Genomic DNA, 13,585 nt, shown 5'->3' with positions numbered 1-13,585 from the left:
GGAGCCTGCTCCGTCAGGAGGTCGTGCTGTGTGTCGTCAGAAGGTGCGCGGACCCGTGATCAGGTCTTGTTGGCACCGTTCTTCGGGTGGCCCTTCCAGGCCACGGCCTTGAGGTAGACGTACGCGTAGGAGTTGCACTTCCAGCGGACGAAGATGTTGTACGCCTTGCAGCTGTGCGTCTTCATCGTGGAGTAGAAGGCGTTGTCGACGTTCGACTTCTTGCTGCGGTCCAGGTAGTACCTGTAGCCCTTGTACGTGTTGCCGATCAGGCCGTAGCCGTAGTCGTGGGTGTCACACGCGGCCCGGAAGTTGAAGCCGCCCGGGCGGCTGATGTTCGGGCCGGGGGTGCTGCAGCCGTCGTAGACGATGCCCGCCACGCGGAAGCCGGTCGGCGTGTACCGGAACTTCGGCCAGTGCCAGCCGTAGTGCGCGGCCCACGCGACGCAGCCGCGGTTGAGGTACCACATCCACTCGGTGGCGCGGTTGCAGTAGCGCGGGTAGGCCTGGGGGTCGGTGATCTCACCGGTGGTGAAGTCCCCGGACGGAGGCGTGGTCGCGGTTCCGTCGCCGGCCGGCCCCTGCAGGGGCTCGGTGGAGGACGGCAGGTCGGTGCCGACGGGCGCGGCGTTCGGGGCGGCCGTGTCGGCCGAGTCGGCCGGGAACGTCAGGTCCCACTCACCGTTGGTCGGCGAGGCGACGTCGGAGACGCGCCCCGCCGAGTCGTAGGCGTACGACGAGACCGGGTCGGTGCCCTCGACCGGGTTGGTCACGTCGCGCAGCAGACCCGAGGCGTCGTAGGAGTAGCGCGCCAGCGTCTGCGTGGTGGCACCCGACGTGAGGGTGATCTCCTTCGCGCGGCCCGTGTACTCACCGAGCGCCGTGCCGGTGGCGGTCGTGGCGGTCGAGTACTTGACCGCCACCGACTGCGCCGGAGCGTCGGCGGTGGCGGGCTCGCTGACCGTGGCGACTCGGCCCTTGGTGTCGTAGGAGACCGTGGCGGTGGGGCCGTCGGCCAGGTTGCCCAGGCTGGTCACACGCCACTTGTCGGTGCCCGGAGCGACCTGCTTCCAGTTGTAGGTCGCCGTGAGGTTGGCGACCCCGATGGCCGCGCCGGCGTCCTCGTCGCCGGTCACGTCGGTGTCCGGGGTGCCGGTGGCCGGAGCGAGGGTCTCGACCGCGGTGGTCACCAGCGTGCCGGTCGCCTCGTTGTACGTGGTCGTCTCGGTGAGCTTGTCACCGGTGGCGGTCTCGTACTTCTTGACGCCGCCACCGCTCGGGTAGTCGACGCTGCTCTTCAGGGCGTACGAGACGGAGACCTTCGCGTCGAGGTCGGTGACCACGACGGCGTCGGCCTTCTGCTCCAGCTTGCGGTTGAGCTGACCACCCAGGAACCCGGCTTCCCAGCCGGGGCCGAAGACACCCTGGTCCGGACGGGTCGCGGGCGCCGACTCCGGCCTGGCGACTCCGTCCGCGCCTTCGGTCACCGTGTGGGTACGGCCCATGAGGCCCTCGGCCACATCGGTCTCGTACAGCTCGAAGGACTTCTCCGCGGTGGAGTACAGGCCGGGACCGACCTGCTGGATCTCCCCGTCGGCCAGCGGCGGTTCGACTGTGGCGGCCGCGGCCTGCGGCTGCTCGATGACGGCGGCTCCGGCGGGCTGCTGCGGGAGCATCAGCGCCATGGAGAGTGCGGCCATGACAGGCAGAGCTGTCTTGCGCACGAGTTCCCCCTCGTTCGTAGGTGTGCTGCTTGATCGCTGCGGACCGTAGACCGGCGCTGATCACGACCACAAGTGCCTCATAAACAGAGGCAGTTGATTCCGCTTCCTTGCAGCAGTGAAGATCGCCCGGCCGCCGCCGGAGGTTGAGTACGCGTACTCATGTGGCGCGTTCGGCCCGGCCCAAGACTGGACACATGAAGCGAACCCACGCCCCGATCAGGGCAGTTGACACCGAAAAGCGCCCTCGTCGGCGCATCCTCGTGGTGACGGCTCTCGCCGCTCTGACCCTGGCCGCCTGCGGCTCCGAGCAGCCGGGCCCCCAGGGGGAGCGGGGCAAGTCCGCCGATGCCGTCTCAGCCAGGAACGACGCGGCCTTCGTCAAGATGCTGGACGAGGTGGCACGGGAGTGCCCCCCGCCGGGCACGAAGAGGGAGTCGCCGGCCACCCCGGAGGGCCAGGCTCCGACCGCTCCGGTGGAGCCGCCGCCCGGCACCACGGTGGAGCCGCCGCCGGGTGGCGCGGTCGAACCAGCCGCCCCCACGGCAGGCCCGGAAGTGGAGCTGGACGCCCACGACTGGTGCGCCGGCGTCCAGCACGCACAGCGCGTGGCCGAGGCGGTCCTGCAGATCGAGCGACCCGATCCCGCCCAGGTCAGGAAGGCACTGAACGGCCTCGGCTACATCGACGAGCGCATCCACGACCTGAAGCAGTCCGCCACCGTCACGAAGTTCGTCATCGACCTCCGCGACAAGGGAGGGCGACTGTGCCTGGACGGCACCGCCAACGGCGAACTGACGGAGGTCGACGCTTGTGTCGCCCCCAAGGACGGACCGTTCGATAGTGCAAATCTCCATCGCGGCTCGTGAGCTTGATGTGAGCGAGGTCACATACCCTGTCTCATTTTGGGTGACCGCTCAACAACGCCACGTCACCCTGAATGGGAGATAGTGTCCTAAATCGGCGCTATAGCGGCGAGTTAGGGGGCGCCGGGCCATTGGGGACAGTTGTCCACGAGACGCGCGATCAAGGTTGCGTAAGCAACCAGTCATGCTCACGGAGGGCTGGGTTCCATGGAAGAAGCCCGTATCCAGTACGCCGAGGCTTGAGGCGCCAGGCACTTCGAGGCGCGGGAAGCGGCATGGCGCCACGCCACTCGATTGACGGACCTCACTGACGGATGCACATCCGATGCCGGGGCGGTGGCGTGAGTGGCGCGCTCATCCTGGATAGCGAGGGCCTGGCCAAGGCCGTTCAGCGCGACCGCGAGGTCCACGAGCGGCTCACCGCCGCTCGTGAGGCCGACCTTCCGGTGATCACCTCGGCTGCGGTGCTCGTCGAGGTGATCCACCCCAGGATCAACGACGCCGCGCCGAAGCGGACGTTGCCCCGACTACGAGCCGAACCGGTCACTCAGACCCTGGCTCAGTCCGCCGCCACCCTGCTCCGGGCAGCCGGGCTCCACGGCCACAAGTACGCCATCGACGCCATGCTCTGCGCCACCGCCCTCGTCCACCCGGGCCGAATCACCATCCTGACGTCCGACGTCGAGGGCATCACCATGCTCACCGCCGAGCATGCGCGCGTCGCCGCCGAGAAGGTCTGACGCGAGCCGAGGCAGAGCCACCTCACCCACCACCCGACCAGCACTCGAATGACATCGAGAGGCAACCACCCCTCACTTGCGATCGAGGAAACCGATCTGTTTACCTAGATGGAAACCGATCGGTTTCCAATCGACGGTCGGCCCACGATCAGCAACCAAGGGGAAAAATGAGCACCACCATCGACCGCGGGGCACCCGCCTCCGGAAAGACAGACTCGGGCCGCCGCGGCTCGCATGCCATGCGCTGGTGGGTGCTTGTCGTGCTGGGCACGGCACAGCTCATGGTCACGCTCGATGCGACCGTCGTGAACATCGCGCTGCCCGCAGCCCAGCACGACCTCGGTTTCAGTGACGGCAGCCGGCAGTGGGTGATCACGGGTTACGCCCTGGCGTTCGGCAGCCTGCTGCTGCTCGGTGGCCGACTCGGTGACCTGTTCGGCCGGCGTACCACCTTCGTCACCGGTCTGGTCGGTTTCGCGGGCGCGTCCGTGGTCGGCGGCGCGGCCGGCAGCTTCGAAATCCTGGTCGGGGCGCGTGTGGCTCAGGGTCTCTTCGCCGCGCTGCTGGCACCCGCGGCTCTCTCACTGCTCAGCGTGACCTTCACCCAGCCGTCCGAGAGGCCGAAGGCGTTCGGCATCTTCAGTGCACTGTCCGGTGCGGGCGCCGCGGTCGGGCTGCTGCTCGGCGGCATGCTGACCGAATGGACGTCGTGGCGCTGGGTGATGTACGTGAACGTCATCTTCGCGGGCGTCGCGCTCCTCGGTGCGCTGCTGCTGCTGGCCAAGCCCGCGGTCACCGAGCGGCCCCGAATCGACATCCCGGGCACCATCACGGTCAGCGCCGCGCTGTTCGCCATCGTCTACGGATTCGCGCACGTCGAATCAACCAGTTGGACCGACCCGGTCAGCCTCGGCTCCCTGGCGGGCGGCGTGGTGCTGCTCGCGGTGTTCGTGTGGCTGGAGTCCCGGGTCGCGCATCCGCTGCTGCCGCTGCGACTGATACTGGACCGGACCCGCGGTGGTGCGTTCCTGGCGGTGTTCGTCCTGGGCATGGGGATGTTCTCGATCTTCCTGTTCCTGACCTACTACCTGGAGGCCAGCATCGGCTACTCGCCGATCGAGGCCGGTCTGGCGTTCCTGCCGATGGTCGTGGGTATCGTCGCTTCGTCGACCACGGCGCCGTCGCTGCTGCTGCCCAGGGTCGGACCGAAGGTCGTGATCACCGCCGGGTTCCTGGTCTCCGCTTCCGGCATGGCCCTGCTGGCCCGGCTCGCCCTGGACAGCACCTACGTCGCCCACATCATGCCCGGGATGATTCTGCTGGGTCTCGGCATCGGCGCGGTGATGACCACCGCGTTCCAGGGGGCGACCGCAGGCGTGCACCACGAGGACACGGGGGTCGCCTCAGCGCTGATCAACACCAGCCAGCAAGTGGGAGGCTCGATCAGCACGGCGCTGCTGACCACCATCGCCTCATCGGCCACGGCCGACTACCTGTCCTCGCACAAGCCCGGCGCGCTGACCGCGGCGCAGGCCGGGGTCGAGGGCTACACGGCCACCCTGGCATGGGGAGCCGGGATCTTCGTGATCGGCGCAGCGCTTTCGGCGTTCCTGATTCCGAACCGCGCTCTGGCGCCGTCGGAGGGTGAGCCCGTGATCGCCCACTGAGCCCGGATGCACCGAGGCGTCGCGGGGCGGGGCCGAGCCCGCCCCGCCCACCACGCCCACACGCCCACACGCCCGCTCGACTCCGGGCGACTCCGAAGATCACTCCGCCCACACGCGTAAACCGATCGGTTTTCTTTTGGTCGGAATCGAGCTAACCTCCCTACATGAGCACCGAAGCGAAGCCAAGTCCCCGGGATCGGCTGCTGGAGGCGGCGGCCACGCTCACCTACCGAGACGGCGTCGGCATCGGCATCGAGGCGCTGTGCAAGGCGGCGGGCGTGTCGAAGCGCTCCATGTATCAGCTGTTCGAGAGCAAGGACGAACTGCTGGCGGCGAGCCTGGAGGAGCGCGCTTCCGCCTTCGTGGCGACCCTCCTGCCCGCGGCGGACGACGACCGTTCGCCGCGCGAGAGGATCCTGCACGTCTTCGAGCAGGTGGAAGCACAGGCGGGCGCACCCGAGTTCCGGGGCTGCCGGTACCTGTCTGCGCAGATCGAACTCAAGGACCAAGGTCATCCCGCGAGCCAAGTGGCCCACCGGGTCAAGGGAGGGCTGGCTTCCTTCTTCCGTGCCGAGGCCGAGCAGGGCGGTGCCGGCGACCCCGACCTGCTGGCCCGGCAGCTCATCCTCGTCTTCGACGGCGCCAGCGCCCGCGCGGGGATCGGAGCCGACAACCTCAAGGGGCTCATCGCCCCCACGGTGGCCACCCTCCTCGACGCGGCAGGCGTGCGCTGACGCGCCGCATCCCCCGAGCCGCGACACCTCCCGCGTGACCCCGCTCGACGGCGTCGCGCGGGGTCACGCCTTCCACCGCTTGATGGTGGACGCGGTCAAGGACGGCGACGACGCGTGCGCGACCGGCCCTGGGGCCGACCGCTCCTGATGTGACGTCACCGCACCGACCCCGACGGGCTCGCGGGCAGCGTCACCGGGTTTGCGCCGGATCCGGCCGGCCTGATGAACGACAGTTGCGGGGAGCTGCGCGCCGAGCGGATTCCCACGTTCGCCCACGATGACATCCCGGGCTCGGCTGCGAGCGTTCCCGGCGGGAGCCCGACAGGGCGCGGTCCTGCCGCGTTGCCGGACTGCGCCACCAGGTCGACCTGTCCGTCTTCCAGGTCGACGGCTGGTACGCCATCTTCAACCAAGGCACGTTCGGCAACTTCGCCGCTGTACGTCGGGCCGACTGGCCGGCGTGCTCACCACGGGTCCGTGAACCCGCACCAACGGGCGGCGCGTGCCGAATAGCACCTGTGCCTGCTCGGCGACGGCGACGGGCGACGGCGAGGCGCCCGGTGCGGGACGCGACCACGGTCTGCGTGGCCCGGGCAGTGGATCCTCCACTGCCGCCCAGCCCCCACATCGTCCTGGCGTTGGTTCCGACCCGGCAGGAAGCGCCGGGGATCGCCTGGGCGACATGGCCGACGCCATTCACCTGGGCAACCCCCACCGGACACCCGGCCACCTCGCGTCCCGAGGGCTGCTTTGCCCGTCGGCGCACTGGAGCGGCCCTTGCGCCGCCGCCGGACGACGGCGGGTGCTGAGCGTCGCCCCTGGGAGGCCCGCGAGGTGTCGGCCGGGCACCCGTGCGACGCCGAGCCGCACAGAGCCGACCTGGCTTGCATCATGAAACCGATCGGTTTACGGTGATGAAACCGATCGGTTTCCTGCTTCTTGGAGCCCCGCCGGGTCACGTCACAGCTGTCCGCCGACCTGGAAGCCCTGTACCCGCAGGTGAAGAACTGAGCGCGCACTCATACGTAAAAGGGAACCCTTGTGAAAAGTTCGCTGACCCACCGCTTCGTCGACGTGATCGCCCTGATCGAGGAAGTCGGCGAGGAGCAGGCGGTCGTCGTGGGTCACGACTGGGGCACACCCGTCGCCTGGGCCGCGGCGATGCTGCGCCCCGACAAGGTCCGCGCGGTGGCCGGGCTCAGTATTCCGCCGATCCTGCCCGGCGGGATGGTCCCGCCCTCCCTCACCCGCACCCAGGCTGGCGGCCGCCGCCTGAGCCGCCGAGGGCTTCGGAGGGAAATCCGGTCCTCCACTCCACCGCTCCACGCCGGACGCGAGGACGAGTGCGCGGTGCGGAGCAAAGCCGTGGGCAAGGTCCGCACCGCCTGTGCCCTGCCCGGCGTCCGGACGATCCACTGACCGAAGTGGCCACCGCGACGCGGTCTGCAGACCCCACCCACACCGAGGTGTGCGACGCGGTCTCACGAGCGGCCACCGCACACCTGACACGACATGAGAGAACAGGAAAGGAAGCACGATGGCCGGCAAGAACAAGCTCGACGACCATCCCACCGTCCTCAAAGTCCGCCAGCAGCCCGACCGTGGCGCCGCCCGGCCCACCGAGGCGCTGGACGCGTCCTGGCTGCGGGAGCTGTGTCTCGACGCGGGCGCGGACGACGTCGGCTTCGTCGAGATCGACCGGCCGGAAATCGCCGACCAGCGAGCGGACCTGGAAGCCGCCCTGCCGGGTGTCCGCGTACTGATCAGCTTCGTGACCCGGATGAACCGGGAGAACATCCGCACCCCGGCACGCTCGGTGGCCAACCTGGAATTCCATCACACCGGAGACCACACCAACGAGGTCGGCCGGCACATGGTGGCCAAGCTGGAAGCGATGGGCGTGCGCGCCATCAACCCCGCGATGGGGTTTCCGATGGAGATGGACAAGTTCCCCAGAAAGACATGGGTCGTCGGACACAAGCCAGTCGCCGTGGCGGCCGGACTCGGCAAGGTGGGAATCCACCGCAACGTCATCCACCCCAAGTTCGGCAACTTCGTCCTGCTGGGCACCATCCTCATCGACGCCGAGGTCAGCGACCTCTCCCAGCCCATCGAGTACAACCCCTGCCTGGAATGCAAGCTGTGCGTGACCGCCTGCCCGACCGGGGCGATCGCATCCGACGGCCACTTCGACTTCTCCGCCTGCTACACACACAACTACCGCGAGTTCATGGGCGGCTTCGGAGACTGGGCCGAACAGGTCGCCGAAAGCCGTGACGCCCACGACTACCGATCGCGCGTGAGCGACAGCGAGAGCGCGTCCATGTGGCAGAGCCTCTCCTTCGGCGCCAATTACAAAGCGGCCTACTGCATGTCGGTGTGCCCGGCCGGCGAAGACGTCATCGGACCCTGGCTGGAAAATCGCAAATCACACCTCACCCAGATCGTGCGCCCACTGGTGGACAAGGAAGAGACCGTCTACGTCGTCCCCGGTTCCGATGCCGAGCAACACGTGGCCAAACGTTTCCCGAACAAGCGGACCAAACATGTCGCGATGAGCTTGCGCGCGAACAGCATCGACGGTCTGGTGGAAGGCATGCCGCTGATCTTTCAGCGCGAACAGGCCAAGGACATGTCCGCCACCTACCACTTCACCTTCACCGGCGACGAGTCCCGGCAGATCACCGTGACCATCCGCGACCGCGAACTCGATGTCTCCGACGGACATCACGGTGAGCCGGACCTCAAGGTCACCGCCGATACGGCCACCTGGCTGCGTTTCCTCACCCGACCGACGCTCCTGGCGTGGGCACTGGTGCGGCGCCAGATCAAGTTGCAAGGCCCCCCTCGGCTGCTGCGCGACTTCGGCCGCTGCTTCCCGTCCTGATCGGACAGGAAAGAACGTGGACCACCAATTCATCACCCGTGAAAGATGAAAGGCCGACCATGAGCACTCTCGGAACCGAGGTCGAACTCGACCTCATGCTGGAACGCAAGGAGACGATAGCCGAAGATGTGGTGCTGCTGACGCTGCGCGACCCGGAAGGCCGTCCGCTGCCGGAATGGCAGCCGGGAGCACACATCGATCTGATGCTGCGAGCCGACCTCGTCAGGCAGTACTCACTGTGCGGAGACCCGGCGGAGCGGTCCCGCCTTCAGGTCGCTGTGCTGCGCGAACCGGAAAGCCGGGGCGGGTCGAGCCATGTGCACGACGTGCTCACGGAAGGCGAGACGGTGCGCGTACGCGGGCCCCGCAACCATTTTCCGCTCGTGAAGGCCAAAACCTACCTGTTCATCGCAGGCGGAATCGGAATCACCCCGATCCTCCCCATGATCGCGGCCGTCAACGCGACCCGCGCCGACTGGCGCCTCGTCTACGGCGGCCGTACCCGGGCTTCGATGGCGTACGGAGAGACGTTGCAGCGGGCGTACGGAGAGCGGGTGAGCCTGCGCCCCCAGGACGAGTACGGACTGCTGGACCTGGCTTCGCTGCTCGGCAAACCGCGAAGGAAGACAGCCGTCTACAGCTGCGGCCCGGAACCGCTGCTCGCGGCGGTCGAAGCCGGCTGCGAGGAGTGGCCGAGCGGATCTCTGCACCTGGAGCGCTTCGCCCCGAAGAAGGACGTCACCGCCGGACCGCTGACGACCTTCGAGGTCGAACTCGCCCAGGCCGGCAAGACGCTGAAGGTCTCTGAGGACATGTCCATTCTCGAGGCAGTCGGGAATGCCGGCGTGTCGGTGATGACGTCGTGCGAGGAAGGAATCTGCGGAACCTGCGAAACCACCGTACTGTCCGGGGAGATCGACCACCGCGACTCGGTCCTGACCGACCAGGAACGCGCCGCAGGCACCTCCATGATGATCTGCGTCTCCCGAGCCGGAGGCGACCGCCTGGTCCTCGACCTCTGATCCACCACAGAAGCCTCCGGATGCCGCGGGCTCCGCCCGGCGGCCGCCCATCGCGCATGACGACCCATCAGAAACTGCGCGCTTCGTAGGAGCCGATCGCGGTGGTCATGCCGGAAGACCTCGTCATGGGGCCAGGTCGTTGTGTGCCCGTCACCCCAGACGGGCACGCAGAAAGGCGCAACCGGTCAGAATGGCCGCCCGGGTGGGTGCGCTGTCGGCGAGGGCGTGCAGCGCCACAAAGTCGTGGATGGTGCCGAGGAACCGCACGGACAGTGCGTCGACCCCCGCCTCGACCAGCCTCCGCGCGTACTCCTCGCCCTCGTCGCGGGCCACGTCGGCCTCGGCGGTGACGACCAGAGCGGGCGGCAGCCCCGCCAGCTCCTCCGGGCACGCCCACAGGGGTGCCGCCGTGGCTTCGGTCCGCCGGGCCGGGTCGGGGAGGTACCGCGCCCAGTAGGTGCGCAGCGCCCGGCGCGTCAGCAGGTAGCCGGTGTCGAACTGCCGTTGCGAGGGGCTGTCGCAGCGGGCGTCGGTGAGCGGGTAGTAGAGCAGCTGCGCGTCGATCCGCGGCCCGTGGCGCTTCTTCGCCAGCATCGTCACGGCCGCCGCCAGCGTGGCCCCGGCGCAGTCCCCCGCCACCGACAACCTGTCAGGGGCCAGCATGAGTTCGTCAGCGCGCGAGACCGCCCAGGTCAGCAGGGCGTAGCACTCTTCCAGGGCCACGGGGTAGCGGGCCTCCGGGGCGCGGCTGTACTCGGGGACCACGGCGCACACCCCCGCCCCGGTGACGAGTTCGCTGATGAGACGGGCGTGGGTCTGGGCGTCGCCGAGCGCCCACCGGCCGCCGTGCAGGTACAGGAGGGCCGGGAGCGGGCCGGCCGCCCCGGCCGGGCGGACGGTCCAGAAGCCGAGCAGCCGCGACGGGCCGACCGGTGCCACGTGGAAGACCGCGTCCACGTCGAAGTCCTCGAACCGGTCGGCCTGGGTCTCCCGCAGCGCCCGCCGCGCCGCGGCCGGCCCGAGGTCGTCGAGAGCGGGCGGTGCGGCGGAGGCGCTGACCAGGCGCTGCACCACGTGGTCGAGGGTCACGGCCGTACCCGGTGGCCCGTGCCTCATGGACTCTCCTCCGCCCGGTACGCCTCCGCCCGGCACACCGGCCCCCCTCACCGGTCCCGTACCAGGGCACGGAGCTGATGGCGGCTGCTCACACCGAGCTTGGGGTACACGTTGTACAGGTGCGAGCCAATGGTACGAGGCGAGAGGAAGAGCCGCTCGCCGATCTCGCGGTTCGACAGACCGCGTGCGGCGAGCTGGACGATCTGCCGCTGCTGGGCCGTCAGTTGCTCCAGCAAGCCGTCGTCCTCGGGGGCGGGCGCGGCGCCGCTGGCGCGCAGTTCGCGGTGGGCGGCGGCCGCGAGGGCGCCGGCGCCCAGCCGTTCGGCGGTCTCCACGACCGTGGTCAGCTGCCGGCGCGCCTCCAGGGTGCGGCGGCAACGGCGCAGCCAGATGGCGTAGTTGAGCCGGAGGTGGGCGGTCTCCCACGGCCACCGGTTCGCCCCGTGGTTGACGAGCGCGAGCTGGAAGTGCTCCTCGGCCTCGCTCTCCGGGCCGACCATGGCGCCGGCGTGGTGCAGGAGCAGGGTCATCCTGGTGCTCGGGCGCTCGCCCTGCTCCGCCAGGACCCGCTCCAGGATCGGCAGGGCTTCCGCCGATCGTCCGGTCCTCCGGGCGGTGATCGCGAGTTCGGCGATGCTCCGGGCCGACAGGAAGGGGTGCAGGGGCGCTCCGTCGGCCCTGAACAGGTCGCGCAGCTGCCGCCAGGCGCCTTCCATGTCTCCGTGCGCGAGGGCGGCGAGTCCGCGGCCGCGCAACAGCCGGGCGTGGGTGGCACGGTTCTCGTCCAGACAGACGGCACGCCAGACGGCGGGGGTGAGCGGGGGCGCGGCGGAAAGGGTTCCGCGCAGTGCGCGCACAGTGAGGGCCTGCGCCTCCAGATCGGCCTGGAGGCGGGGAAGGCGCAGCACCGCGGCCTCCTCCAGGGCGCCCTGGATCACGGTCTCGGCCTCCGGGAACCGCCCGATGGCGACGAGCGTGTCCACGAGGGCGACGACCGACCAGCCGCGCAGGCCGAAGGCGCGGGCGGTCCGCAGCCGGTCGTCAGCCGTGCGCGACTGCCCCAGTTCCACGTCCGCCTCGTCCGCGTGGTGGGCCACCGCGGCGAGGACCGCCCGGGCGGCCGGCGTGTCCGCGCCGGCGGGCTGGGCGCCGTGCCGCCGGCCGAGGCCGGACAGCGAGCCGGTGGCGGACCGGGGCCGGGCCACCATGGTGACCAGCGCCTCCAGCGCTCGCCGGGTGTGCGGTGTGTCCAGGTGGACCAGGGGTCCGGCCGCTGCGGAGGGCCGGCGCTCGGGCCCCTCGGCCTGCCGGGCCCGGTCGAGCAGCGTGGCCAGGGCCGCTGTGTGTTCCGGCAGCCCGGACTGGTGGGCGATGCCCGCCGCCAGACCCACGAGCGCGAGCGCGAGGGTCCGGTCGATCACGGGAAGGAGCTCCGAGACGCCGGTGAGCAGCTCGAATGCCTCGCGCTGGGCGGACTCCTGGGAGAGCGTGGAGGCCAGCGCGGCGGCCGCGGCGCAGGTGAGCTCCGGATCGGCGGGTTCCCGGACGACCTGGCCGTACAGCTCCCGCACCCAGCCGGGGTCGCCCACCGTGTGCGCCGCCGTCAGGGCCTCGGCCAGTCGGCGGGCGCGTTCCGGGCGCCCGGCGCTGAGGCGGGCCGCCTGCTCCAGCGCGTGCGCGGCCTCCACCGCGTCCCCGTGCCGCCAGGCGGAGGCCTCCAGCTCGGCGGCGACGGACGCGTCGGTGCCGACGGTGGTGGCGGCCAGATGCCGGGCCCTGACCTCGGGCAGCGGGGCGGCCTCGGCCAGGGCACGGTGTGCCTGCTGGCGCTCGCCCGCCGGGCGCCCGAGATACGCGGCCGAACGCGCCAGCGGGTGCCGGAAGACGAGCCGGTCCTCGACCAGGGTGACGAGTCCGGCCGCCTCCGCCGGCGCCCACACCGCCAGGTCGCCGGTGCTCAGGGCGGCCATGACCGCGGCCACGGGTTCGCCGGGCCCGGCGGCCGCCGCGTACAGCAGGGCCCGGCGCGTCGCGGCGGGCAGCGCGTCGAGTCGTACGCCGAAGCGGTGCTCCGCGGACGGGTGCCGCCTCCCCCGCACGCTCCGGCTCAGTTCCCTGAGGGCCAGGGGGTTGCCCTCGGCCCGCGCCAGGATCTCCAGCCGGTGCCGGCCCACGGGCGGCGCCGGCTGCCGGTCGAGGAGCGCGGCGGCGGCGGTGCCGCTCAGCGGGCCAAGGCGCACGGTCTCGGTGCCGGGCGGCGGGCCGGGGAGGGCCGCCTCGTGGCGGGCGGCGAGGAGCATCGTCACCGCGCGGCCGGTCAGCAGCCGGGCCGCGGCGAACAGCGACTCCAGGAAGACGCGGTCGCACAGGTCGGCGTCGTCCACGCACACCAGCAGCGGCCGGGCCGCGGCGAGCCGGTCAAGGATCGCCGTCACCGCCGCGTGCAGCTCCGCCTCGTCCGAGCTGTCGTCTCCTCGCGACACGGCCGTCAGCACCCGGTGGAGCGCGGCGGGCAGAGCGGCCAGCTCTCCCCGCACCGGCGCCAGCAGTTGCTGCAGACAGGCGGGCGCGTGCCGTGGGTCCTCGGCCCAGCCCTGCGCGGACAGCACCAGCACGCCGTCGGCGGCGGCCCGTTCCCTGATGTGCCGGAGCACGGTCGTACGTCCGATCCCCTCCTCGCCGAGGAGCAGCAGAGTCTGGGGACTGCCGGGCTCGCGCGTCACGCACCGCAGGATCCGCTCGATCTCGCCGTCCCGGTCCAGGACGGTGTCCTCGTCGCCGATCTCGGGCTGCCGGGATGGGTGGACCGTCATGCGCCTCCTCCTCTGGCCGTGG

10 protein-coding genes are annotated in these 13,585 nt (G+C 70.4%); 7 read left to right on the top strand and 3 right to left on the bottom strand.

Annotated features, from left to right (window positions below):
- Positions 1-59: 59 nt before the first annotated feature.
- Positions 60-1,721: a phospholipase A2 gene (locus ACZ4VK_RS28420; protein ID WP_468357902.1), complete on the bottom strand. Its 1,662-nt coding sequence runs from the start codon at positions 1,719-1,721 to the stop codon at positions 60-62.
- A gap of 194 nt (positions 1,722-1,915) precedes the next feature.
- On the opposite strand from ACZ4VK_RS28420, the gene ACZ4VK_RS28415 reads away from it, so the two are divergent.
- The 7 genes from ACZ4VK_RS28415 to ACZ4VK_RS28385 all read left to right on the top strand — a co-directional run bounded on the left by ACZ4VK_RS28415 (position 1,916) and on the right by ACZ4VK_RS28385 (position 9,634).
- On the top strand, positions 1,916-2,587 hold the full coding sequence (locus ACZ4VK_RS28415; protein ID WP_468357899.1) for a hypothetical protein: 672 nt from the start codon (positions 1,916-1,918) through the stop codon (positions 2,585-2,587).
- A 338-nt stretch (positions 2,588-2,925) separates the two neighbouring features.
- Positions 2,926-3,324 (top strand): PIN domain-containing protein, encoded by a 399-nt coding sequence (locus ACZ4VK_RS28410; protein WP_468357896.1) that lies wholly within the window; start codon positions 2,926-2,928, stop codon positions 3,322-3,324.
- Between the two features lie 167 nt (positions 3,325-3,491).
- Positions 3,492-4,991, top strand: coding sequence for an MFS transporter (locus ACZ4VK_RS28405; RefSeq protein ID WP_468357893.1), 1,500 nt, complete (start codon positions 3,492-3,494; stop codon positions 4,989-4,991).
- Positions 4,992-5,155: 164 nt separating this feature from the next.
- Entirely contained in the window at positions 5,156-5,725 is a 570-nt protein-coding gene (locus ACZ4VK_RS28400; RefSeq protein WP_468357890.1) for a TetR/AcrR family transcriptional regulator, read from the top strand.
- Positions 5,726-6,766: 1,041 nt separating this feature from the next.
- Complete coding sequence (locus ACZ4VK_RS28395; protein ID WP_468357887.1) at positions 6,767-7,144, top strand: alpha/beta fold hydrolase; 378 nt, start codon at positions 6,767-6,769, stop codon at positions 7,142-7,144.
- Positions 7,145-7,262: 118 nt separating this feature from the next.
- Positions 7,263-8,612 (top strand): SCP2 sterol-binding domain-containing protein, encoded by a 1,350-nt coding sequence (locus ACZ4VK_RS28390; RefSeq protein WP_468357884.1) that lies wholly within the window; start codon positions 7,263-7,265, stop codon positions 8,610-8,612.
- A gap of 59 nt (positions 8,613-8,671) precedes the next feature.
- Positions 8,672-9,634, top strand: coding sequence for a PDR/VanB family oxidoreductase (locus ACZ4VK_RS28385; protein ID WP_468357881.1), 963 nt, complete (start codon positions 8,672-8,674; stop codon positions 9,632-9,634).
- Between the two features lie 150 nt (positions 9,635-9,784).
- On the opposite strand, the gene ACZ4VK_RS28380 is transcribed toward ACZ4VK_RS28385, so the two are convergent.
- Both ACZ4VK_RS28380 and ACZ4VK_RS28375 read right to left on the bottom strand, forming a co-directional pair.
- Positions 9,785-10,750 carry an alpha/beta hydrolase gene (locus ACZ4VK_RS28380; RefSeq protein ID WP_468357878.1) on the bottom strand — a complete coding sequence of 322 codons (966 nt, stop codon included), beginning with the start codon at positions 10,748-10,750 and terminating at the stop codon, positions 9,785-9,787.
- Between the two features lie 47 nt (positions 10,751-10,797).
- Positions 10,798-13,563 carry a helix-turn-helix transcriptional regulator gene (locus ACZ4VK_RS28375; RefSeq protein WP_468357875.1) on the bottom strand — a complete coding sequence of 922 codons (2,766 nt, stop codon included), beginning with the start codon at positions 13,561-13,563 and terminating at the stop codon, positions 10,798-10,800.
- Positions 13,564-13,585 lie beyond the last annotated feature (22 nt).

It is taken from the genome of Streptomyces sp. NPDC028711, from assembly GCF_055565415.1.
Note: the sequence above shows the minus strand (reverse complement) of the source record. Positions and strands in the feature narration are given on the sequence as shown.